At 72.0% G+C, this 22438-nt stretch carries 17 protein-coding genes and 1 pseudogene; 10 read left to right on the top strand and 8 right to left on the bottom strand.

What is annotated here, in order from left to right; translation table 11 throughout:
- Nucleotides 1-2: 2 nt before the first annotated feature.
- Nucleotides 3-1226 (bottom strand): fumarylacetoacetase, encoded by a 1224-nt coding sequence (fahA, locus tag JFN87_RS18185; RefSeq protein WP_209341213.1) that lies wholly within the window; start codon nt 1224-1226, stop codon nt 3-5.
- Nucleotides 1227-1608: 382 nt separating this feature from the next.
- Here fahA and JFN87_RS18180 point away from each other — a divergent pair, with 382 nt between their 5' ends.
- Nucleotides 1609-4434, top strand: coding sequence for a choice-of-anchor D domain-containing protein (locus JFN87_RS18180; protein ID WP_209341211.1), 2826 nt, complete (start codon nt 1609-1611; stop codon nt 4432-4434).
- 39 nt (nt 4435-4473) lie between these two features.
- Nucleotides 4474-5160 carry a signal peptidase II gene (lspA, locus tag JFN87_RS18175; RefSeq protein ID WP_209341208.1) on the top strand — a complete coding sequence of 229 codons (687 nt, stop codon included), beginning with the start codon at nt 4474-4476 and terminating at the stop codon, nt 5158-5160.
- Between the two features lie 54 nt (nt 5161-5214).
- Here the strand turns inward: lspA and JFN87_RS18170 are convergent, their stop codons facing one another.
- A complete protein-coding gene (locus JFN87_RS18170) occupies nt 5215-5775 on the bottom strand; it encodes a mycothiol transferase (RefSeq protein WP_209341205.1) in 561 nt (186 codons plus the stop codon).
- A 361-nt stretch (nt 5776-6136) separates the two neighbouring features.
- On the opposite strand from JFN87_RS18170, the gene JFN87_RS18165 reads away from it, so the two are divergent.
- The 4 genes from JFN87_RS18165 (at nt 6137) to JFN87_RS18150 (ending at nt 10836) form a co-directional block, all read left to right on the top strand.
- A complete protein-coding gene (locus tag JFN87_RS18165; RefSeq protein WP_209341203.1) occupies nt 6137-7147 on the top strand; it encodes a polyprenyl synthetase family protein in 1011 nt (336 codons plus the stop codon).
- Between the two features lie 314 nt (nt 7148-7461).
- A complete protein-coding gene (locus JFN87_RS18160; protein ID WP_209341201.1) occupies nt 7462-8730 on the top strand; it encodes a LolA family protein in 1269 nt (422 codons plus the stop codon).
- Nucleotides 8731-8876: 146 nt separating this feature from the next.
- Entirely contained in the window at nt 8877-9908 is a 1032-nt protein-coding gene (locus JFN87_RS18155) for an ABC transporter ATP-binding protein (RefSeq protein ID WP_209341198.1), read from the top strand.
- The gene (locus JFN87_RS18150; protein ID WP_209341197.1) at nt 9895-10836 is read left to right on the top strand and encodes an ABC transporter permease; all 942 of its coding nucleotides are present in this window, start codon (nt 9895-9897) and stop codon (nt 10834-10836) included. Before JFN87_RS18155 ends, JFN87_RS18150 begins: the two co-directional genes overlap by 14 nt.
- A gap of 11 nt (nt 10837-10847) precedes the next feature.
- On the opposite strand, the gene rarD is transcribed toward JFN87_RS18150, so the two are convergent.
- On the bottom strand, nt 10848-11888 hold the full coding sequence (gene rarD / locus JFN87_RS18145) for an EamA family transporter RarD (protein WP_209341195.1): 1041 nt from the start codon (nt 11886-11888) through the stop codon (nt 10848-10850).
- A gap of 594 nt (nt 11889-12482) precedes the next feature.
- Between rarD and JFN87_RS18140 the strand changes: the two genes are divergently transcribed.
- A complete protein-coding gene (locus JFN87_RS18140; protein ID WP_245180220.1) occupies nt 12483-13385 on the top strand; it encodes a TauD/TfdA dioxygenase family protein in 903 nt (300 codons plus the stop codon).
- A gap of 107 nt (nt 13386-13492) precedes the next feature.
- Here JFN87_RS18140 and JFN87_RS18135 read toward each other — a convergent pair whose 3' ends face one another.
- The 5 genes from JFN87_RS18135 to JFN87_RS18115 all read right to left on the bottom strand — a co-directional run bounded on the left by JFN87_RS18135 (nt 13493) and on the right by JFN87_RS18115 (nt 20421).
- Nucleotides 13493-14563, bottom strand: coding sequence for a 2-oxoacid:ferredoxin oxidoreductase subunit beta (locus JFN87_RS18135; protein WP_209341191.1), 1071 nt, complete (start codon nt 14561-14563; stop codon nt 13493-13495).
- Nucleotides 14556-16529 (bottom strand): 2-oxoacid:acceptor oxidoreductase subunit alpha, encoded by a 1974-nt coding sequence (locus JFN87_RS18130; protein WP_209341189.1) that lies wholly within the window; start codon nt 16527-16529, stop codon nt 14556-14558. Before JFN87_RS18130 ends, JFN87_RS18135 begins: the two co-directional genes overlap by 8 nt.
- A gap of 326 nt (nt 16530-16855) precedes the next feature.
- The gene (locus JFN87_RS18125) at nt 16856-17515 is read right to left on the bottom strand and encodes a LuxR C-terminal-related transcriptional regulator (protein WP_307865502.1); all 660 of its coding nucleotides are present in this window, start codon (nt 17513-17515) and stop codon (nt 16856-16858) included.
- A 119-nt stretch (nt 17516-17634) separates the two neighbouring features.
- Nucleotides 17635-18948, bottom strand: a complete 1314-nt coding sequence (locus JFN87_RS18120; RefSeq protein WP_245180216.1) for a sensor histidine kinase — start codon at nt 18946-18948, stop codon at nt 17635-17637.
- Nucleotides 18949-19107: 159 nt separating this feature from the next.
- Nucleotides 19108-20421: a sensor histidine kinase gene (locus JFN87_RS18115; protein ID WP_209341182.1), complete on the bottom strand. Its 1314-nt coding sequence runs from the start codon at nt 20419-20421 to the stop codon at nt 19108-19110.
- 177 nt (nt 20422-20598) lie between these two features.
- Here JFN87_RS18115 and JFN87_RS18110 point away from each other — a divergent pair, with 177 nt between their 5' ends.
- The 3 genes and pseudogenes from JFN87_RS18110 to JFN87_RS18100 all read left to right on the top strand — a co-directional run.
- Nucleotides 20599-21042 (top strand): NADH-quinone oxidoreductase subunit A, encoded by a 444-nt coding sequence (locus JFN87_RS18110; RefSeq protein WP_209341179.1) that lies wholly within the window; start codon nt 20599-20601, stop codon nt 21040-21042.
- Complete coding sequence (locus JFN87_RS18105; RefSeq protein WP_209341177.1) at nt 21033-21680, top strand: NADH-quinone oxidoreductase subunit B; 648 nt, start codon at nt 21033-21035, stop codon at nt 21678-21680. The genes JFN87_RS18110 and JFN87_RS18105 overlap by 10 nt, the downstream gene beginning before the upstream one ends.
- Nucleotides 21677-22375, top strand: a pseudogene (locus JFN87_RS18100) (NADH-quinone oxidoreductase subunit C); the annotation flags it as partial. The gene JFN87_RS18105 and the pseudogene JFN87_RS18100, both read left to right, overlap by 4 nt.
- Between the last annotated feature and the right edge of the window lie 63 nt (nt 22376-22438).

The following is a 22438-nucleotide window of genomic DNA, read 5'->3' as shown; positions in this document are numbered from 1 at the left end:
CGTCAGAGGCCCGGGGACGGCGTGACGCGGCCGGTCACCTCGCCCAGGCCCACCTTCGTGCCGTCCGGGCCAGGGGCCCAGGCCGTGAGGGTCACCTCGTCGCCGTCCTCCAGGTAGGTGCGCTTGCCCGTGGGCAGGACGAGCGGGTCCTCGCCGTCCCAGGTCAGTTCGAGCAGCGAGCCGCGCTCGTCGCGCGCCGGGCCGCTGACCGTGCCCGAGCCGTACAGGTCGCCCGTGCGCAGCGAGGCGCCATTGATCGTCATGTGGGCCAGCTGCTGCGCGGCCGTCCAGTACATCGTGGCGTACGGCGGGCGGGAGACCTCCTCGCCGTTGATGCTCACCGTCATGCGCAGGTCGAGGCCGCCCGGTTCCTCGTCGCCCGCGTCGTCCAGGTAGGGCAGCAGCGGCTCCGACCTGGCCGGGGGCGCGACGCGGGCCGCGTCGAGCGCTTCGAGCGGCGTCACCCACGCCGACACCGACGTGGCGAACGACTTGGCGAGGAACGGGCCGAGCGGCTGCCCCTCCCAGGCCTGGATGTCGCGCGCCGACCAGTCGTTGAGCAGGCACACGCCGAAGACGTGGTCGCGGAAGGCGGCGAGCGGGACGGGCTCGGAGTGGCGGGACGGGGCGCCGACGACGAAGCCCACCTCCGCCTCGATGTCGAGCTTCGTGCTCGGCCCGAACACCGGCTGAGGCGCTGTAGGAGTTTTGCGCTGTCCCATCGGGCGCACGACATCGGTCCCCGACACCACCACGGTGCCCGCGCGGCCGTGGTAGCCGACCGGCAGGTGCTTCCAGTTCGGCGTGAGCGCCACGCCGCCGGGGCGGAAGATGGAGCCGGCGTTGTTCGCGTGGTGCTCGCTCGAATAAAAGTCGACGTAGTCGGCGACCTCGTACGGCAGGTGGAGCGTCACGGCGTCGAGCGGGTGCAGGAACGGCCGCAGCTCCGCGTGGTGCGCGGGCACGCTCAGCCAGGCCGTGAGGGCGCGCCTGACGTCCCGCCAGGCCGTGCGGCCCGCCGCCATCAGCGGCCCGAGGGAGTCGGCGGCGAGCAGCGCCTCGTAAGGCGAGCCGAGCGCGTGCGCCGCGGCTCCCGCGTCGAGTACGTCGTCGTGGATGCGGACCCCGAGGCGGCGCCTGCCCGGCTCGTCCGCGGTGGAGAACACGCCGTAGGGCAGGTTGTGCGGTCCGAAGAGATCGTCTCCGCCGCTGCTTCGCTCGGGCATCGCCGCGCCTCGCTTCCGGTGTCGTTATGGCCAGTCGTGGCCAGTCGTGCTCGTCGTGCTCGTCGTCGCGGGGTTCGTACCCACGCGGCGGCGATCTACGGGCCCTGAACGGGTGGTGCGGTGATCATCACGGTCCCGCGGTGGCCGGGGCAAGGGCCGCAAGGGGCTGCCTCCCGGTGGTCATCGGTTTCTGGCGCCCTATCACCTCTGTTGTTGCGGTGAGAAGTATAAATTTGACAATTCTGCGTCGACATATTGCATCGGTGTGTCGACGGGATTACGGTCCCCTTGCTCAGTACAGCTCAGCTCCTCCTCGCATCCCCCCTCTGACCGCGGTGCCGCACGCGCAGGCGCGGCACCGCGTCGAAAGGAGCAAGCCCACGTGATCCCCTCCCTACGCGCGCTGCGCAGAACGGTGCTCGTCACCGCGAGCAGTTCGCTGCTCGCGGTCGGCGGCCTCGTCGCGCTGACGGCGCCCGCCGCGTCCGCCGCGCCCGCGGCCGCCACCGGCGGCAACGGCGCCAACCTCCCCTACGCCGAGGTGCAGGCCGAGAACTCGGCCACCAACGGCACCGTCATCGGCCCCAGCTACGCACAGGGCCAGCTCGCCGACGAGGCCTCGTACCGCAAGGCGGTGACGCTCCAGGGCTCAGGCAAGTACGTCACGTTCACCACGCCCGTCGCGACCAACTCGATCGACTTCCGCTACAGCATCCCGGACACGTCGGGCGGCTCCGTCTACCACGCGCCGCTCTCCCTCTACGTGGACGGCGTCAAGCAGAGCGACTTCGACCTGACCAACGCCTACAGCTGGTACTACGGCAGCTACCCCTTCACCAACAGCCCCGGCAGCAACCCCCACCACTTCTACGACGAGGTCCACCGCCTGCTCCCGAAGACGTACCAGGCGGGCACGACCTTCAAGCTGCAGGTCGACCCGGGCGACACCGCCTCCTCGTACACGATCGACTTCGCCGACTTCGAGCAGGTCGGCGCGGCGCTGCCGCAGCCCGCCGGATCGGTCTCCGTCACCAGCCAGGGCGCCGACGCGAGCGGCGCCCAGGACTCCACCGCCGCCTTCAACGCGGCCATCCGCGCGGCCGGTTCCGGCGGCACGGTGTGGATACCGCCGGGCACGTACAAGATCCCCGGCCACATCGCCGTCAACAACGTGACCGTCGCAGGCGCGGGCATGTGGTACTCGACCGTGACGGGCGCCGCGCCCGGCTTCTACGGCAACTCCGCCCCGTCGCCCAGCACCGATGTCCACCTGAAGAACTTCGCGATCTTCGGTGACGTGCAGGAGCGCAATGACAGCGCCCAGGTCAACGGCATCGGCGGCGCGATGAGCGACTCGACGGTCTCCGACCTGTGGATCGAGCACGACAAGGTCGGCGCCTGGCTCGACGGGCCGATGGACAAGCTGACCCTCAGCGGCCTGCGCATCCGCGACACCACGGCGGACGGCATCAATTTCCACGGCGGCGTGACCAACTCGACCGTCACGAACAGCGACATCCGCAACACCGGCGACGACGGCATCGCCACCTGGGCCGACTCCTCGCTCGGCGCCGACGCCAACGACACGATCTCGAACAACACCGTCCAGACGCAGATACTCGCCAACGGCATCGCCATCTACGGCGGCCACGACAACACCGTCAGCGGCAACCTCGTCAAGGACACGGGACTCACCCAGGGCGGCGGCATCCACGTCGGCCAGCGGTTCACGTCCACCCCCGTCGGCAGGACCGACATCAAGGACAACACCCTGATCCGCGACGGCAGCCTCGACCCGAACTGGCAGTTCGGCGTCGGAGCGCTGTGGTTCGACGGCAGCCAGGGCGCCATCAACGGGCCGGTCAACGTGAGCAACGCGCTGATCGAGCAGAGCCCCTACGAGGCCGTCCAGTGGGTCGAGGGCACCGTCAGCGGCGTCAACCTCGACAACGTCACCATCGCGGGCACCGGTACCTTCGCCCTCCAGGAGCAGACCGGAGGCGCCGCGAAGTTCAGCAACGTCACCGCGACCGGCGTGGGCGCCTCGTCCCCCGTCTACAGCTGCGAGGGCGGCAACTTCTCCGTCACCGACGGCGGCGGCAACTCCGGGATCGGCGGCACGCCGTACTGCGGGCCCTGGCCGGCCCCGCACTTCCCCGGCTACCCGGCCGAGAGCGTCACCGCCACGCCGAGCGCGCTGCACTTCGGCTCGGTCGCGACCGGCGCCACGAGCGACGCGCAGACCGTGACGGTCGCCAACCCGACAGGATCGGCCGCGGCCGTCACCTCCGTCGCCGCCGCGGGCGACTTCGCGCAGACGAACACGTGCGGTTCGTCGATCCCCGCCAAGGGCTCGTGCACGGTGTCCGTCACGTTCAAGCCGACCGCGTCCGGCGCGCGCACCGGCACCCTGACGGTCAAGGCCGGCGGCGCGACCGACACCGTCGCGCTCGACGGCACCGGCACGGCGCCCGGACCCGTGCTGGCCGCCACGCCCGGAGGCCTGTCGTTCGCCTCCACGGTCGTCGGCCAGTCCGCCGGCGCGCAGACGGTGAAGGTGACCAACTCGGGCACGGCGGCCGCCACCGTCTCCGGCGTCTCGGTCACCGGCGACTACAGCCAGACCAACAACTGCTCGTCCGTCGCCGCCGGCGGGTCCTGCACGGTGAACGTCACCTTCAAGCCGACGGCCGCCGGGTCACGCAAGGGCACCCTGACCGTCGACAGCGACGCCAACAACGGCCCGGTGACCGTCGCGCTCAGCGGCAGCGGCATCGGCGCCACGACCAACCTGGCCGCGGGCCGGCCCGCCTCGGCGAGTTCGAGCAACAACCCCTACGTCGCCTCGAACATCACCGACTCGGACGCGTCCTCCTACTGGGAGAGCCAGAACGGCTCGTTCCCGCAGTGGGCGCAGGTCGACCTCGGCACCGGCTACAAGGTCGGCAGGATCACGCTGAAGCTCCCGCCGGCCACGGCCTGGAACACGCGTAACGAGACCCTCTCGGTGCGCACGTCCACGGACGGCTCGAACTTCACCACGGTCGTACCGTCCAAGGCCTACACCTTCGACCCGAACGCCAACCAGAACACGGTCAGCATTGCGCTCCCGGGCTCCACGGCCCGGTACGTGCGGGTCGACATCACCGCCAACACGGGGTGGAACGCGGGCCAGCTCTCGGACTTCGAGGTCTTCCCGAGCAGCTGACGCCGGCCGGGCCCGCACCTGTCCGGGCCCGCACCGGCCGTGGTGCCGTCGCGCGCGCGGGGACGCGGCGGCACCACGCGGGCGTCCAGTACGCTCGGCATCGCACCCGACCCCGTCCACAAACCCAGTGCGGAGCCCGCCATCAGCAGCCAGAAGCCCCCGAAGGCGACCGCCGCGCCCACCTCGCGCAGGCGGCGCGTCGGCGTGCTGCTCTGCGTGGGGCTCTTCGCCTACCTGCTCGACCTCGTCACCAAGGTGCTGGTGGTCGCGCACCTGGAGAACCGGTCGCAGGTCTCCGTGATCGGCGACTGGCTGACCTTCCGCGTCATCCGCAACGCCGGCGCGGCCTTCAGCACGGGCCAGGCGATGACTGCCGTGTTCACGGTGATCGCCGCGGTCGTGATCGTCGTGATCTTCCGCATCGCGCACAAGCTCTACAGCCTGCCCTGGGCGATCGGCCTCGGCCTGCTGCTCGGCGGCGCGTGCGGCAACCTCACGGACCGCCTGCTGCGCGCCCCCGGCTTCTTCCGCGGCGCGGTCGTCGACTTCATCGCCGTGCGCGACTTCGCGGTGTTCAACCTGGCCGACTCGGCGATCTGCTGCGGCGGCGCGCTGATCGTCCTGATCTCGTTCCTCGGCACGACGCCGGACGGCACGACGCGCCGCGACGCGCCGGAGGACGGCGCCGGCGAGGCGGACCGGACGGGCCAGGCCAAGGGCGCCTAGCGCGTCGCCCGCGCCACGGGCGCACGCCTCACCGGCCCTTGCCGCGCCGCGTCCTCACTGGCCCACCCGCCCGTCCACGCACTCGCGCAGCAGATCCGCGTGGCCGCAGTGACGCGCGTACTCCTCGACCCTGTGCACCAGCAGCTCCCGCACGGCGATGCCCTCCTTTCCCAGGCGTTCGCCCAGGTCATGGTGGGCGGCAAGCGCGGCGTCGGTCGCCGCCTGCTCGCGCTCCAGGTCGCGGTACGCGGCGTCGACCACGGCCGGGTCGGCCGCGGCCTCGTCGAAGTCCGCGTCGCGCCGGCCGTACAGCTTGGGCAGCGGGTCGCCGTCGCCGATCCAGCCCCGCCAGTCGCGCTCCACCTCGGCGAGGTGCCTGACGAGGCCGAGAAGCGACATCGTCGACGGTGGCACCGACCGGCGCGCCAGCTGCTCCGCGTCCAGGCCCTCGCACTTCATGCGCAGGGTGAGGCGGTAGCTCGTCAGATAGTCCTCCAGCGTCGCGAGCTCGCCGTCCGGGCTGTTCCCCTGGTTCTCGCGTGGGTCGTCAGCCGGGTCGGTCCACATGTCGGGGTAGACGGTCGCTCGGGTCCATCGCGCGGGTCGATCGCTCATGTGCCGCATGGTCTTCCCCCGCGCCCCGGCCCGCCACTGGTTTACCCGGCGCGGTATGCCGCTGTACCGGGGCCGCCGTGTGCGACGCTGTCGAGGCTGTCGACGCGACAACGCGATAAGAGGACAGGGATGGCCGAAAGGGGACGGTCGACTTCCGGCAGAGGTCGCTCTCCGTGGTCTTCCGTGTTGGTCACCGTGTCGGACAAAATGGCTTCTCCCGCTCGTACGACCGATCACGAACTTGCCGGCGGCGCCGGGAAGGCGCCCACGGTGATCGAAACACGACCGGATACGCTGACTTGAGTGAAGGCAGCGACACATCGACAATCCGTGTGATCGTCAGCAGACAGGAGTACCCCTCGTGACCGTCGTCGGGCCATTCGGGCTGAGCATGCGGGACCAGGCCCTCGAAGCCGATGTCCAGACCGGATTGGCGGCTGTCGAGGCGGGACTGCTCGATGCCACCAAGAGCGAGGTCCCCTTCATCAACGAGGCCGCCCAGCATCTGGTGCGCGCCGGGGGCAAGCGGTTCAGGCCGCTGCTCGTCATGCTGGCCGCGCAGTTCGGCGACCCGTACGCCCCGGGCGTCGTCCCGTCCGCCGTGGTCGTGGAGCTGACGCATCTCGCGACGCTGTACCACGACGACGTGATGGACGAGGCCGAGGTACGCCGTGGCGTGGACAGCGCCAACGCCCGGTGGGACAACTCCGTCGCCGTCCTCACCGGCGACTTCCTCTTCTCCCGCGCCTCCCAGATCCTGGCGGAGCTCGGCCCCGAGGCCGTGCGGATCCAGGCGGAGGCGTTCGAGCGCCTCGTCACGGGCCAGATCCTGGAGACGGCCGGCCCGCGCGACGGCCGCGACCCGGTGGCGCACTACCTCGACGTGCTGGCGGGCAAGGCGGGCTCGCTGGTCGCGGTCTCAGGCCGGTTCGGCGCGCTGATGTCGGGCGCGGACGAGCACATCGTGGACGTCCTCACCCAGTTCGGCGAGCGGCTCGGCGTGGCCTTCCAGCTCGCGGACGACGTGCTCGACATCGCGAGCGAGTCGCACGAGTCGGGCAAGACCCCCGGCACCGACCTGCGCGAGGGCATCCCCACGCTGCCCGTGCTGCTGCTGCGCGCCCGCGCGGAGAAGCTGGGCGACCCCGACGACGTGGAGCTGGCGCGGCTGCTGTCCTCCGACCTCTCCGACGACGCGCGGCACGCGGAGGCGCTGCGGCGGCTGCGCGCGCACCCGGCGCTCGAGGCGGCCATGGCGGAGGCCGTGCGGTACGCCAAGGAGGCCAGGGAGACGCTGGTGCCGCTGCCCGAGTGCTGGGCGAAGTCGGCGCTGGCCGAGCTGTGCGACGCGGTGGTGCACCGCGCGGGCTGACGCCCCCGTCGGCGCGCGGGCCGGCGGCACGCTCGGCGGCCCGCCGACGGTTCGTCTGCGGTTCGTCTGCGGTTCGTCTGCTGTTCGCTGCCCGGATGGCCCTCAGGGTTGGCCCGATCGGTCTCATCCCTCAGAGGTACGGCAAGTTGCGCCGGGGGGTTGATGCCCCCGGACGGCCGATTTGGTCATATTGACATACGCGCTCGTCGCCCTGCCGGGTGAGAATGGCGGGGGAGTGGACGAGTGCGCGGCACTGACGGGCCGTACTGACCGGCCGACCGACCGGCCGCCGACCACGGAAGCAGGGCACACAGATGGCAGGCAACGACAGGGCAGAGGCCACCGAGGAGGTCGTGAGCCGCGTGACACGCCGCAGGAAGGCGGCGCGCTACGCGGTCCCGGTGGCCGTGGCGGGTGTGGCGGCGGCGACGGTGGGCCTCGTGCCGGCGCTCGCGGCGTCGGGCGACCCGAACCTTCCGAAGATCAGCGCGCACGACCTCGTCCAGAAGATCGCCGCGTCCGACACGCAACAGCTCTCGGGCTCCGTGAAGATCACCACGGACCTCGGCCTGCCCTCGCTGGCCGGGCTCGGCGGCTCGATGGCCCAGTCGATGGCGCCGGGCGGCGCGGGCGGCCACTCCGACGCGGCGTCAGGTTCCTCGGCCGACCCCGGGTCCAAGCTGATGGAGCTCGCCTCGGGGACGCACACCCTGCGGGTCGCCGTCGACGGCCCGAAGAAGCAGAAGATCTCCATCGTGGAGAACGCGGCGGAATACAGCCTCATCCGCAACGGCCGCCAGGTCTGGGCCTACGACAGCGCGAGCAACCAGGCGTACCACTCGACGGCGCCGCAGGGCTCGGACACGAAGGCCAGGCCCACGCTGCCCAAGGGCACCGACGTGCCCACCACGCCGAAGCAGTTCGCGGACGAGGTGCTGAAGGCCGCGGGCCCGACGACGTCGCTGACCGTCGACGGCACCTCGCGCATCGCCGGCCGCGACGCGTACGACCTGCTGGCCAAGCCGAAGCAGTCAGGCTCCACGGTCGGTTCCGTCCGTATCGCGGTCGACGCGAAGACGGGCACGCCGCTGAAGTTCACGCTGGCCCCGTCCGGCGGTGGCAAGCCCGTCCTGGACATCGGGTACACGAAGGTCGACTTCGCCAAGCCGGCAGCCTCGACGTTCGACTTCACGCCCCCCAAGGGCACGAAGGTCACCGAGGGCAAGCAGCACGCCGAGCAGCACGCGACGAAGCCGTCGCGCCAGGAGCAGCAGGGCCGGTCGCAGGCCGAGGCCGCGCTCTCCAACGCGAAGGTCATCGGCAAGGGCTGGACGTCGGTCCTGCGTCTCGACGGGCCCGCCGGTGCCGTGGACAAGGGCGCCAAGGGCGACACGAGCAAGATGCCGGGGAACGCGCAGTCGTTCGTCAACTCGCTGGGCGACAAGGTCAGCGGGAAGTTCGGCTCGGGCACGGTGTTCCACACCCGCCTGATCAACGCCCTGATGACGGACAAGGGCACCGTCTACGTCGGCGCGGTCAGCAAGCAGACGCTGATCGACACGGCGAACGCCGCCGCCAAGTAGGCCGCCGCCCGACCGCCCCGCCGTGCGACGCGCACGGCGGGGCGGTCGCGTGCGGGGCCGTCCTGTCGGTGCGCGGGGCGATCCGGTGGCGCGCGCTCACGCCGTAGGCTCGTAGCGTCCGACCGCGGCTGTCAGGAGGGATTGTGGTGACGCAGCAAGCGGAGCCGGCAGGATCCGCCGAGGCGGGGCCCGTCGTCGCGGCGCCCGTCATCGAGGCGCGCGGCCTCACCAAGCGCTACCGGGGCGGCCAGCTCGCCGTCGACGGCCTGGACCTGACGGTGCCCGACGGCAGCGTCTTCGGCTTCCTCGGACCCAACGGCTCGGGCAAGACCACGACCATCCGGATGCTCCTCGGCCTCGTGCAGCCCACGTCCGGCTCCGCCGGGCTGTTCGGCCGCCCCATGCCGCAGGCGGCGCGCGCGGTGCTGCCGCACGTGGGCGCCCTGATCGAGGGGCCCGCCCAGTACGGCTTCCTGAGCGGACGGGACAACCTCGTGCGCTATGACGCGACGGACCCCACCGCCGACCCGCGCACGCGCTCCGCGCGGGTGGACGCGGCGCTCGAACGGGTGGGGCTCGCCGCCGCCTCGGCGAAGAAGGCGAAGGCGTACTCGCTCGGCATGAAGCAGCGGCTCGGCATCGCCGCCGCGCTGCTGCGGCCGCGCAGGCTGCTCGTACTGGACGAGCCGACCAACGGGCTCGACCCGCAGGGCATGCGCGAGATCAGGGCGCTGGTGCGTGAGCTGGCCGCCGAGGGCACCACGGTCTTCCTCTCGTCGCACCTGCTGGACGAGATCGAGCAGGTGTGCACGCACGCGGCGGTCATGGCGCAGGGCCGGCTGATCGTGCAGGGCCCGGTCGCGGAGCTGTCGGCCGGCACGCGCGGCAGGCTGGCCGTCACCACGCCCGACCCCGCCGACGCGGCGCGCGTGCTGCGCGAGCACGGCGTCACGGGCATCGAGGCCGGTGCCGGACGGGTCACGGGCGACCTGCCGGCGGTTACGGGGGATGCGGGGGACGCGGAATCGACGAAACCGGCGGAACCGGCGGATCCGGCGGACCTGAACGCGGCGCTGGTGCGCGCGGGCGTGCGCGTGCGCGCGTTCGGGGTGGAGCGCGGCACGCTGGAGGACGCGTTCGTGGCGCTGACGGGGGAGGGGTTCGATGTCGCGGGCTGAGGCGACGGGTTCCGGCGCGGACGCGCGTACGTCGTCCGCCGGCACGCCCGGCGGCACGCCCCCGGACCCCGCGGCCACCGGCCGCGAACGTTCGGGGCTGTGGTGGACGTTCGGCCTCTTCCGCTCCGAACTGCTGACGACGTTCCGGCGGTGGCGGACGCTCGCCCTGCTGGCCGTGCTCGCCGCGGTGCCCGTGCTCATCGGGATCGCCGTGAAGATCGAGACGAGCGGCGGCGGCAGCGCGGGCGAGGGCGGCGGGCCCGCGTTCCTCACACAGGTCACCAACAACGGCCTGTTCCTGGTGTTCGCCGCGCTGGCCGCGACGCTCCCGGTCTTCCTGCCGATGACGGTGGGCGTGATCGCGGGGGACTCGGTCGCGGGCGAGTCCGCGGCGGGCACGCTGCGCTACCTGCTCGTCGTGCCGGCGGGGCGGGTACGGCTGCTGCTCGCCAAGTACGCGGCGGCGCTGACGTTCTGCCTCGCGGCGACGCTGGTGGTGGCGGTGTTCGCGCTGGCCACCGGCGCGGTGCTGTTCCCGCTCGGCGACGTGACGACGATCTCGGGCACCACGATCTCGTTCGGCTCGGGCCTGCTGCGCGCGCTGCTGGTGGCGGTGCTCGTGGCGGCCTCCCTGGTGGGGTTCGCGGCGATCGGCCTGTTCGTCTCGACGCTGACGGGCAGTGGAATCGCGGCGATGGCGGCCACGGTCGGGCTGCTGATCACGGTGCAGATCGTGGACTCGATCCCGCAGCTCGGCGCCGTCCACGCGTACCTGTTCTCGCATTACTGGCTCTCGTTCGCCGACGTCATGCGGGCCCCGGTGCTCTGGGACGACGTGGTGAAGAACCTCGTCTCGCAGGCCGTGTACGCGCTGGTGTTCGGCTCGGCGGCGTGGGCGCGCTTCTCCACGAAGGACGTCACGGCCTGACGGGACGCGGGTCAGCCGTCCGGTGTGGCGGCGTCCCGCACGGGAGCGTCCGGGGTGGAAGCGCCGGAGCCTGCGCGGTGCGCGGGCTCGTGCACGGGGGCGAGGGCGGCCGGGGCGGCCGGGCCCTCGCGCGCCGCGGCGGCCCGGAGCTCGGCGGCGCGCGCCTTCGTGCGGCGCGCGGTGCGCAGGGCGTCCCAGGTGAGGACCGCGAGCGCCACCCACACCAGGGCGAACCCGGCCCACCGCTCGGGCGGCATCGCCTCGTGGAAGTAGGCCACGCCGAGCGCCAGCTGGAGGACGGGCGTCAGGTACTGGAGCAGGCCGAGCGTGGTGAGCGGCACGCGGATCGCGGCGGCGCCGAAAAGCACCAGGGGCCCCGCAGTCACGACACCCGCGGAGGCCAGCCAGGCCGCGTGACCCGCGCCGTGGGAGGTGAACGTCGAGCCGCCCGTGGCGCCGAGCCACAGCAGGAAGCCGAGGGCGGGCAGGAACAGCACCGTGCTCTCCGCCGCGAGGGACTCAAGGCCGCCCAGGTTGACCTTCTTCTTCACCAGGCCGTACGTGCCGAACGAGAACGCCAGCACCAGGGAGATCCACGGCAGCTGCCCGTAGCCGATGGAGATGACCACCACCGCCGCGAGGCCGACGCCGACCGCGGCCCACTGCGCCGCACGCAGCCGCTCCTTGAGCAGCACCACGCCGAGCAGGATGGTGACCAGCGGGTTGATGAAGTAGCCGAGTGACGCCTCCACGACGTGGCCCGAGTTCACGGCCCAGATGTAGACGCCCCAGTTGACGGTGATCACCGTGGCGGACAGCACCAGCAGCCCGACCCTGCGGGGCTGCCGCGCCAGTTCGCGTATCCACGCCCAGCGGCGCGTGCACGCCAGCGCGATCGCCACGACGCCCAGCGACCACACCATGCGGTGCGCGAGCACCTCCATGGCGCCCGCTGGCTTGAGCAGCGGCCAGTACAGCGGCACCAGGCCCCAGATCCCGTACGCGCCGAACCCGTACATCAGCCCGGAGCGCTGGTCCTCGTCCGTCTTCACGCCGGCTCCTCCCCTCACCGCGACGTCCCTTCGGGACGGTAGCGGCCGACCCCGGCTCGTGTCATGTCCGTTCCGGCATACGGTCATGACATGGGCGACGCGGGACGTGGGACGACGCACAGGAAAGCGGAGTACGCTGCGGCCATGACGACGTGCTCGATCGACTGTGTGACGCAGCCGGGCACTCGCGCTCCCCACGGCGAGTGCGCACCCCGCGGTGCCACCTTCCTGCGCCGGCGCGGCCGGGTGGGTTCGCCCCCCGCCCCGCTTTCGGGCGGTGCCTGTCGCACCGCCCGTCGTTCCTGTCACGTCTGACGACGCGTCCGGCCGCCCGCCCCTGAGGGGCCTGTGCGGCAGGCACCCGCAGCACGTCCCTGACCCTGAGCGCCGGGCGACCGGTCCTGCCCGGCGCTGAGTCCGTCCGTCTCTTTCCGTCTCCGTGCGTCCGCGCGGCTGCCTCATCCCGCCGTGCCGACGTGCGCTTCTTCCGGAGGAACCGCCGTGACCACGCATGCCGCCGCTCCAGCCCCCGCTGCCCCTGCCACCACTCCAGCCCCCGCCGCCGCTGTCACCACCACCACCGCCGCCGCACCGCTGCTGCGGCCCTTCCGCATACCCGACGACGGCCTCCACGAGGGCCCGCGCGTGCTGCGCCGGCTGCCCGAGGGGGTGGCGGAGCGCCCGTACGAGCTGTTCGGCGTCGTCCCGCAGGCGGCCACCATCGGCGCGGAGATCCGCGGCCTCGACCTGTCCCGCCCGCTGACCGGTGCGGTGCGCGAGGAGCTGAACAGGGCCCTGCTCGAATGGAAGGTGCTGTTCTTCCGCGGTCAGCACCTCGCACCCGACGTCCAGCGCGCGTTCGCGCGCAACTGGGGTGAGCTCGAGACCAATCCGCTGCTCGCCTCGGCCGGCCCGGCCGACGTGGTGCGCTTCGACCGCTCGGCCGTGCGCACGTTCGAGAACGTGTGGCACACCGACGTCACCTTCCGCGAGCGCCCCGCGATGGGTGCCGTCCTCCAGTTGCGCGAGGTGCCGCCGCGGGGCGGCGACACGATGTGGGCCGACATGGCCGCCGCGTACGACAACCTGCCCGCCGAGGTGCGGGAGCGGATCGACGGGGCGCGTGCCGTCCACGACTTCCTGCCCGGCTTCGCGCGGTTCACCGCCCCCGAACGCCTGGCGGAGCATCAGGAGGCGTTCCCGCCGGTCGAGCACCCGGTGGTGCGCCGCCACCCGGAGACCGGGCGCCGCATGCTGTTCGTGAACACGTCGTTCACCACGCACATCTCGGGGTTCGCGCAGGAAGAGAGCGACCGGCTGCTGCGGCTGCTGTTCCAGCAGGCGCACGTGCCCGAGTACCAGGTCAGGTGGCGGTGGCAGGCCGGCGACATCGCGTTCTGGGACAACCGCGCCACCCAGCACTACGCGGTGGGCGACTACGGCAGCGAGCGCAGAGTCGCGGAGCGCGTGGCCATCGCGGGCGACCGGCCGTTCTGACCCGGACGGACGGACGGACGGACGGACGAACGAACGCGGAGGGCCCCGGCGCGCGAGTCGATCGCGAGCCGGGGCCCTCCCCGTGGGTGTGACGGCCTGAGAGCCTCTCAGCCGGCCACGGTCCAGGTGTCGTTGCCGGCGAGCAGCGTCGACAGGTCGCCCTTGCCCTGCCGCTCGACCGCCGTGTCCAGCTGCTCGGACATCAGGGTGTCGTATACCGGCCGGCGCACATTGCGGAAGACGCCGATCGGGGTGTGGTGCAGGGTGTCCGGGTTCGCCAGGCGGGACAGTGCGAACGCCGTGGTCGGTGACTGCACGGATGTGTCGTGGACGAGGATCCGCGATTCGTTCTCCGGGGTGACGTCCACGACCTCCAGGTCACCCGTGGCCGGGTCGCGCACGACGCCCTTGGCGTTGTCGGTGCCGAAGCGGATCGGCTGCCCGTCCTCAAGGCGGATGACGGCTTCCTGGGCGCGTTCCTTGTCCTTGAGGACCTCGAAGGCGCCGTCGTTGAAGATGTTGCAGTTCTGGTAGATCTCCACGAGTGCCGTGCCGGGGTGGTCGGCGGCGGCGCGCAGCACGCTGGTGAGGTGCTTGCGGTCCGAGTCGACCGTGCGGGCCACGAAGGACGCCTCGGCGCCGATCGCCAGCGACACCGGGTTGAACGGGGCGTCGAGCGATCCGAGCGGCGTCGACTTGGTGATCTTGCCGATCTCGGAGGTGGGCGAGTACTGGCCCTTCGTCAGGCCGTAGATCCGGTTGTTGAACAGCAGGATCTTCAGGTTGACGTTGCGGCGCAGCGCGTGGATGAGGTGGTTGCCGCCGATGGACAGCGAGTCGCCGTCGCCGGTGACCACCCACACGGACAGGTCGCGGCGGGAGGTGGCGAGGCCGGTGGCGATCGCGGGGGCGCGGCCGTGGATGGAGTGCATCCCGTAGGTGTTCATGTAGTACGGGAAGCGGGACGAGCAGCCGATGCCCGAGACGAAGACGATGTTCTCCTTCGCCAGGCCCAGGTCCGGCATGAAGCCCTGCACGGCGGCGAGCACGGCGTAGTCACCGCACCCGGGGCACCAGCGGACCTCCTGGTCGGACTTGAAGTCCTTCATGGACTGCTTGGCTTCCGCCTTCGGGATCAGCGTCAGCAGCTCGTTCGTGTCGATGTCGACCTCAGACATTGATGGCCTCCTCGATGGCCGTGGCGAGCTGTTCGGCCTTGAAGGGCATGCCGTTTACCTGGTTGTACGAGTGCGCGTCGACCAGGTACTTCGCCCTCAGCAGGGTCGCGAGCTGGCCGAGGTTCATCTCCGGCACGACGACCTTGTCGTACCGCCCCAGCACCTCGCCGAGGTTCGCGGGGAAGGGGTTGATGTTGCGCAGGTGCGCCTGCGCGATCGGCTGCCCCGCCTTGCGCAGCCGGCGGACGGCGGCGGTGATCGGGCCGTACGTGGAGCCCCAGCCGAGCACCAGCGTGCGGGCGCCGTCCGGGTCATCGACCCGCAGGTCGGCGACCTTGATGCCGTCGATCTTCGCGGCGCGGGTGCGGACCATGAAGTCGTGGTTGGCGGGGTCGTAGGAGATGTTGCCCGTGCCGTCCTGCTTCTCGATGCCGCCGATGCGGTGCTCGAGGCCCGGCGTGCCGGGCACGGCCCACGGGCGCGCGAGCGTCTCCGGGTCGCGCTTGTACGGCCAGAACGTCTCGGTGCCGTCCGCCAGCTCGTGGTTGGGCGTGGTGGCGAACTGGACGGTCAGGTCGGGCAGCTCGTGGGTCTCCGGCACGCGCCACGGCTCGGAGCCGTTGGCGAGGTAGCCGTCGGAGAGCAGGAAGACCGGCGTGCGGTACTGCAGCGCGATCCTGGCCGCCTCCATGGCCGCGTCGAAGCAGTCGGCCGGTGTGGACGGCGCGACGACCGGGACCGGTGCCTCGCCGTTGCGCCCGTACATGGCCTGGAGCAGGTCGGCCTGTTCCGTCTTGGTGGGCAGGCCGGTGCTCGGGCCGCCGCGCTGGATGTCGACGATCAGCAGCGGGAGCTCGAGCGACACGGCGAGGCCGATCGTCTCCGACTTCAGCGCCACGCCGGGGCCCGAGGTGGTGGTGACCGCGAGGGAGCCGCCGAAGGCCGCGCCGAGGGCGGCGCCGATGCCGGCGATCTCGTCCTCGGCCTGGAAGGTGCGCACGCCGAAGTTCTTGTGCTTCGACAGCTCGTGCAGCACGTCCGAGGCGGGCGTGATCGGGTACGAGCCGAGGTAGAGCGGCAGGTCGGCCTGGTGCGAGGCGGCGATCAGCCCGTAGGCCAGGGCCAGGTTGCCGGAGATGTTGCGGTAGGTGCCGGTCGGGAAGGCCTCCTCGGCCGGGGCGACCTCGTAGGAGACGGCGAAGTCCTCGGTCGTCTCGCCGAAGTTCCAGCCCGCGCGGAACGCCGCCACGTTCGCCTCGGCGATGTCCGGCTTCTTCGCGAACTTCGACCGCAGGAACGCCTCGGTGTTCTCCGTGGGCCGGTGGTACATCCACGACAGCAGGCCGAGTGCGAACATGTTCTTGCTGCGCTCCGCCTCCTTGCGGGACAGCCCGTACTCCTTGAGCGCCTCGATCGTCAGCGTCGTCAGCGGCACCGGGTGCACCTGGTAGGCGTCCAGCGAGCCGTCCTCGAGCGGGGAGGTCTGGTAGCCGACCTTGGCCATCGGGCGCTTGGTGAACTCGTCGGTGTTGACGATGATCTCCGCGCCGCGCGGCACGTCCGCGATGTTCGCCTTCAGCGCCGCCGGGTTCATCGCGACCAGCACGTTCGGCGCGTCGCCCGGGGTGAGGATGTCGTGGTCGGCGAAGTGCAGCTGGAAGGACGAGACACCCGGCAGGGTGCCTGCGGGCGCCCGGATCTCGGCCGGGAAGTTGGGCAGCGTCGACAGGTCGTTGCCGAACGACGCGGTCTCCGAGGTGAAGCGGTCACCCGTCAGCTGCATGCCGTCGCCGGAGTCACCCGCGAAACGGATGATGACCCGGTCGAGGCGGCGGACCTCCTTGGCGCCGGAACCCCCCGGCCCTGACTCTTCCGACGCGCCGGACAACGGGGCACTCTGCTGCCCGACGACGGTGTCGCCGGTTTCGTTGGCCTCGTCGGCTGCGCTACTGACCTGGCTGGTCACTGAACTGGACCTCCCTTGAGGCGGCGGCTCGGGACCGCCGGCCGCCGGCTGTCCCGGAGCAACCCTACGTCGGTAAGGGTCGCCTACCTCTGCTCGCTCGTATGGTGGACGCCCCCATGAGACACCTCGATGAACCGTAATGCCCGATTTTGTGGGCATTTTCGGGCGTCAGGGGCGTGCGCGGGTGACTCGTCCTTTGGGACTAGGACCCGTCCCGTGGCGGGCCGGGGCCCGAACCGCGCGGAACACGGGCCGCCCTTGGGCCGGCCGCGTCCCGGCAGCCCAGGACCCTGTACCCGGACGGCCACGTGTTGAGACCCCCGTCCTCACGTCTTGAGATACGTGAGGACGGCGAGCACCCGCCGGTGATCCCCGTCACTCGGCGACAGTCCCAGCTTCAGGAAGATGTTGCTGACGTGCTTCTCCACGGCGCCGTCACTCACCACGAGCTGCTTGGCGACGGCCGAGTTGGTCCTGCCCTCCGCCATCAGCCCGAGCACCTCGCGCTCGCGGGGCGTCAGGCCCGCCAGCACGTCCTGCTTGCGGCTGCGGCCCAGCAGCTGGGCGACGACCTCGGGGTCGAGCGCCGTGCCGCCGCTCGCCACGCGCACCACGGCGTCGACGAACTCCCTGACGTCCGCCACCCGGTCCTTGAGCAGGTAGCCCACCCCGCGCGTCGACCCGGCCAGCAGCTCCGTCGCGTACTCCTCCTCGACGTACTGGGAGAGCACGAGCACGCCGACGCCCGGGTGCTCCTTGCGCAGCCACACGGCCGCGCGCACGCCCTCGTCGGTGTGCGTGGGTGGCATCCGCACGTCGGCCACGACCACGTCGGGCAGCGCGTCCTGCGCCGCGAGCTCGCCGATGGTCTTCGTCAGGGCGACCGCGTCCCCCACGCCCGTGACCACCTCGTGCCCCCGGTCGGTCAGCAACCGCGTCAGGCCCTCCCGCAGCAGCACCGAATCCTCGGCGATAACCACGCGCACTCTGTCCTCCACAGCCTCACTGCCCCCCACATCTCCGCTGCCGTCGTCCCTCACAGCATCCCAGGCAACGGACGCGACCGCGCCCCCCGAGGTTGCACGGGGGCGCGGCGCGAGGCGGGTCAGTCCCGCCAGGGCAGCTCGGCGGTCACCGCCGTGGGGCCGCCGCGCGGCGAGTCCACCACCAGCAGGCCGTCGACCGCGTCCAGCCGCTCGGCCAGGCCGGCGAGGCCGCTGCCTGCCGACGCCTCCGCCCCGCCAACGCCGTCGTCACCGACCTGGAGCAGCAGCCGGTCGCCCGACCGCCACACGTCGACCGTCGCGCCGCCGGCCCCGCTGTGCTTGCTGACGTTCTGCAGCAGCTCGGAGACCGTGAAGTACGCGATGCCCTCGATCGCCGCGGCCGGCCTGCCCGGCAGGTCGACCTCGACCCGCACCGGCACCGTGCACCGCGAGGCGACCGACGACAGCGCCGCGTCCAGACCGCGGTCGGTCAGCACGGCGGGATGGATGCCCCGCGCGAGATCACGCAACTCCTGCAGGGCCGTCTTCACCTCGCCGTGCGCCTCGTCCACCATGCGCGCCGCCGTCTGCGGGTCCTCGGCGAGCTTCTCCTTCGCGAGGCCGAGCTCCATCGCGAGGGCGACGAGCCTCGCCTGCGCGCCGTCGTGCAGGTCGCGCTCGATGCGCCGCAGGTCGGCCGCCGCCGTGTCGACGACCACGCCGCGGTCGCTCTCCAGCTCGTACACGCGTGACACCAGCTCGGAGGGGCCGATCAGCCCCCTGACCAGCAGCCGGTCCACCCCCGTGAGACCCCGGAGTATCCACGGCGTCATGAGGACGAGCACCAGCCCCGCGGCGCACGCGAGGACGTTGCCCAGCGGGGCGTCCAGGTGGACGGTGCGGCCCGACGCGTCACTGAAGAGCACCATCTCGGAGCCGGTGTCCGCGGACCGGTAGACCCACTGCCACAGCGGGAACGTGAACAGCCCCCAGCCCGTCGTCCAGAACGTCACCCCCACGACGAACGAGAAGACGGCCCACGGGAACTGGACGAGCGTGTACAGCAGGTTGCGCCACGACTCGCCGCTCCTGAGCACCGCCCCCGTCCAGGCCAGCAGGCCGCCCTTCTCCGGACGCACCGGCTGCGGACGCCCGACGTCGAGACCGAGCAGATAACGGGCCCTGGCACGCTCAGCGGCGGCGAAGCCGCGCGCGCTCGCCAGCGCCATCGCGAGGATCGGCACGCCGAGGAACGTGATCAGCATGCCCGCGCCGAAGACGATCATCGTGATCGAGTACGAGAAGAGCAGGACCCCGATCGGCAGGCCGACCAGCACGTAGCCGAACTCCCGCCACGTCCTGCCCTCGAAGGGCGCGCGCAGAACGGGCGGCACGAAATGGCGCCCGATGGCCTCCCCGTACTCCCTGCTCATGTCCACCCCTGGGTAACTGGCCATCACGGCCGTCCGATCTGTCCGGTCCCCGCTGCCCGTACCGTCCTTACGGCCCGCGGGGTACGCCTGGCTGTATCCGTCCACGTACTCGATGCTCCCGGGCTCGCGACCGTCCCACCATGAGGGCGGTCGCCGTTCTCACCCTCGGGTTTTCCCCACCTCGCGTGCGGCGCGCGCCCCACCGGAGCGCGGGGCGGAGCCCGCCCGGCCATCGCCCTTCCCTGCCGACGCGCCGCCCCTCCCGGCCGACGCGCCACGCCTGCGCCAGGGCAGCTCCGCCGTGACCGTCGTCGGGCCGCCGACGGGCGAGTCCAGGACGAACAGCCCGTCGACCGCGCCCAGCCGGTCCGCGAGGCCGGACATGCCCGTGCCGCCGTCCAGCCGCGCCCCGCCGCCCCCGTCGTCCTGGACCTGTATCAGCATCCGGTCGTGCGTACGCCACACGTCGACCGTCGCGCCCCTGGCCCCGCTGTGCTTGCTGACGTTCTGCAGCAGCTCGGAGACCGTGAAGTAGGCGATGCCCTCGATGGCCTCGGCCGGCCGCTCGTCGAGATCGACCGTCACCTTGACGGGCACCGTGCAGCGCGACGCCACGGACGACAGAGCGGCGCTCAGCCCCCGGTCGGTGAGCACGGCGGGATGGATGCCGCGCGCGAGATCCCGCAGCTCCTGGAGCGCGAGCTTCACCTCGCCGTGCGCCTCGTCCACCATCACCGCGGCCGCGTCCGGATCCTCGAGCAGCTTCTCCTTCGCGAGGCCGAGGCCCATGGCGAGGGCGACGAGCCTCGCCTGCGCGCCGTCGTGCAGATCCCGCTCGATGCGCCGCAGGTCGGCGGCGGCCGTGTCCACGACGACGCCCCGGTCCGACTCCAGCTCCGCGACGCGTGCCTCCAGCGCGTCGTCGGGCGACAGCAGGCCGCGCACCATCGCCCGGTCCACATTCGTCATCCCGCGCGCGATGAAGGGGAGCACCGGCCACAGCACGAACACCCCCGTCAGCGTCACCGCGAAGGTGAGGACGGACCACGGGAGCCGCACGAGCGCGTACAGCGCCGTGCGCCAGCCCACCGGGTCCTTCAGCGCCGCCACCATGCGGCTCACGAACCCGCTGCCCGCGCGGCGGTACATCGGGCTCGGCTCGTCTATCCGCACGCCGAGCAGCCGGCGCGCACGCGCGCGCTCCAGCCGGCCGAACACGCGCGTGCCGGCGAGCCCCGCCACCAGGAGCGGCAGGCCGACCACCGTCACGGACATGCCGGCGCCCAGCGCGAGCGTCGTCACCACATAGACGAATCCCACCAGCGAGGCCGGGAAATTCGCCAGGAGGTGCGCGATCTCCTTCCACGTGTGCCGATCGAACGCGAAACGCGCGGGTGGCGGAGCGGCCTGGGCGGCGCCACGGCCGCCCGGGCCGCCGTACGGAACGCCACTCGGGCGTGGACTCGCGGTCATGTCACAAGCCTGCCGGTCGCCGCAGTGCCGCGCCATGGGGTAGCCCGAAGACTTGCGGGTGGGGCTAGCCCCACCCCCGGCGCCCGTGCGAGGCCGCGGGACGCCAGAGGGCGAGGCGGGGGCGGGCCGCTTACTCGGTCTTTACCAGGGCCTAGACTTCGGCTCCGTACAGCCGGTATGCGCGGCGCCGGACACGGCGTGCACGACGTGAGGGAGCGAGGGGCGGACGTGCCGGAAGCGGTCGTTCTCGCTGCGGGCTACTTCCGCGGCTACTCGGTGGTGGGGCTGCTCGCCGTCCTCGGCGTGCTGTTCGTCGCGGTCGCCTTCGGCGCGGGCCGGCTGCTGCGTCCTGTCGTGCCGACCCCGGAGAAGCTGCTCACGTACGAGTGCGGTGTCGACCCGGTCGGCGAGGGCTGGGCCCACACGCAGGTCCGGTACTACGTGTACGCGTTCCTCTACGTGATCTTCGCCGTGGATTCGGTGTTCCTCTTCCCCTGGGCGACTGTCTTCGCCGCTCCCGGGTACGGCGTCACCACGCTGGTCGAAATGTTCGTCTTCCTCGGCTTCCTCGCCGTGGGACTGCTCTACGCATGGAAGAAGGGCGTCCTGGAATGGACGTGACCCCGCCGCCCGCCGGCCGCGAGCAGGGGCCCGAGCCGCTGCCTGAGCCCCGGCGCCTCGGCGCGCTCTCGCGGCTCGCCCCCGAGCCGATGAAGGTCGTCCTGAACTGGGGCAGGCGCTACAGCCTGTGGGTCTTCAACTTCGGCCTCGCGTGCTGCGCGATCGAGTTCATCGCGGCGTCCATGGCACGGCACGACTTCATCAGGCTCGGCGTCATCCCGTTCGCGCCCGGGCCGCGCCAGGCAGACCTGATGGTCGTCTCCGGCACGGTCACGGACAAGATGGCGCCCGCGGTCAAGCGCCTGTACGAGCAGATGCCCGAGCCGAAGTACGTGATCTCCTTCGGCGCCTGCTCCAACTGCGGCGGCCCGTACTGGGACTCGTACGCGGTGACCAAGGGCGTCGACCAGATCATCCCCGTCGACGTGTACGTCCCGGGCTGCCCGCCGCGGCCCGAGGCGCTGCTCCAGGGCATCCTCAAGCTGCAGGAGAAGATCGCCGCGGAGTCGCTGGGGGAGCGGTACGGGCGGTACGGGCAATACGGCCAGGACGTCTCCCCGTCGACGGCGCAACTGCGCAGCGGCCTCGTCCCGCCGCCGGACGCTGACGCTGGTCCGGGCGCGGAGGGCCCCCGATGAGCGAGGCGGACGAGACGCACGAGACGCGCGAGACGCACGAGACGCACGAGGCCCGCGCGGCGTACGACGGGCTCCCCGCGTCGGCGGCCGAGGTCTTCGGCGAGGACGCCACGGCCGACCTGTCGTACGGCCTGCTGACGGTGGACGTGCCCGCGACGGCCTGGCTCGACGCCCTCAGGATCGCGAAGTCCCTGCTGGGCTGCGACTACTTCGACTGGCTCAGCGCGGTCGACGAGGGGCCAGCGGGCTTCCGCGTCTCGGCCCGCGTCTTCGCGGTGGCGGACCGTTCGGTACGTGCCCTGCTCGTGCGCACGGCGCTGCCGCGCGAGGCGGCGGAACTGCCGACGGCGGTCGGCGTCTACGCGGGCGCGGCCTGGCATGAGCGGGAGACGCACGAGATGTTCGGCATCGCGTTCCCCGGCCACCCCGGCCTGTCGCCGCTGCTGTTGCCCGACACCTTCGAGGGTCATCCGCTGTGCAAGGACTTCGTGCTCGCGGCGCGCGTCGTCAAGGCGTGGCCCGGCGCGAAGGACCCCGGCGAGTCGGGCGCGCCGAGGCGCCGCCAGATGCTCCCGCCCGGCGTGCCCGACCCGAACGAGTGGGGCCCGCACAAGGGGGAGGCCCCGCGCGAGCCGGGCAGGACACCGCGCTCGGCCCCGCCCGGCGAGACCCCCCGCAGGCCGCGCAGGACCCGCCGGTGGAGCTGAAGGGGGACCCGTTTTCGTCGGAGTACTACGGTGTCGCGGCCGGGCGCCGCC

The organism is Streptomyces montanisoli, assembly GCF_017813245.1.
GTDB classification, from domain to species: Bacteria; Actinomycetota; Actinomycetes; order Streptomycetales; family Streptomycetaceae; genus Streptomyces; species Streptomyces montanisoli.
This window is presented reverse-complemented; position numbering and strand designations above follow the sequence as displayed.

Bases quoted from the DNA above. Each gene is read 5' to 3' on its own strand.
- fahA (WP_209341213.1), bottom strand. From the start codon at position 1,226: ATGCCCGAGCGAAGCAGCGGCGGAGACGATCTCTTCGGACCGCACAAC.
- JFN87_RS18160 (WP_209341201.1), top strand. From the start codon at position 7,462: ATGGCAGGCAACGACAGGGCAGAGGCCACCGAGGAGGTCGTGAGCCGC.
- JFN87_RS18110 (WP_209341179.1), top strand. From the start codon at position 20,599: ATGCGCGGCGCCGGACACGGCGTGCACGACGTGAGGGAGCGAGGGGCG.
- JFN87_RS18150 (WP_209341197.1), top strand. From the start codon at position 9,895: ATGTCGCGGGCTGAGGCGACGGGTTCCGGCGCGGACGCGCGTACGTCG.
- JFN87_RS18135 (WP_209341191.1), bottom strand. From the start codon at position 14,563: ATGTCTGAGGTCGACATCGACACGAACGAGCTGCTGACGCTGATCCCG.
- JFN87_RS18115 (WP_209341182.1), bottom strand. From the start codon at position 20,421: ATGACCGCGAGTCCACGCCCGAGTGGCGTTCCGTACGGCGGCCCGGGC.
- JFN87_RS18120 (WP_245180216.1), bottom strand. From the start codon at position 18,948: ATGAGCAGGGAGTACGGGGAGGCCATCGGGCGCCATTTCGTGCCGCCC.
- JFN87_RS18170 (WP_209341205.1), bottom strand. From the start codon at position 5,775: ATGAGCGATCGACCCGCGCGATGGACCCGAGCGACCGTCTACCCCGAC.
- JFN87_RS18105 (WP_209341177.1), top strand. From the start codon at position 21,033: ATGGACGTGACCCCGCCGCCCGCCGGCCGCGAGCAGGGGCCCGAGCCG.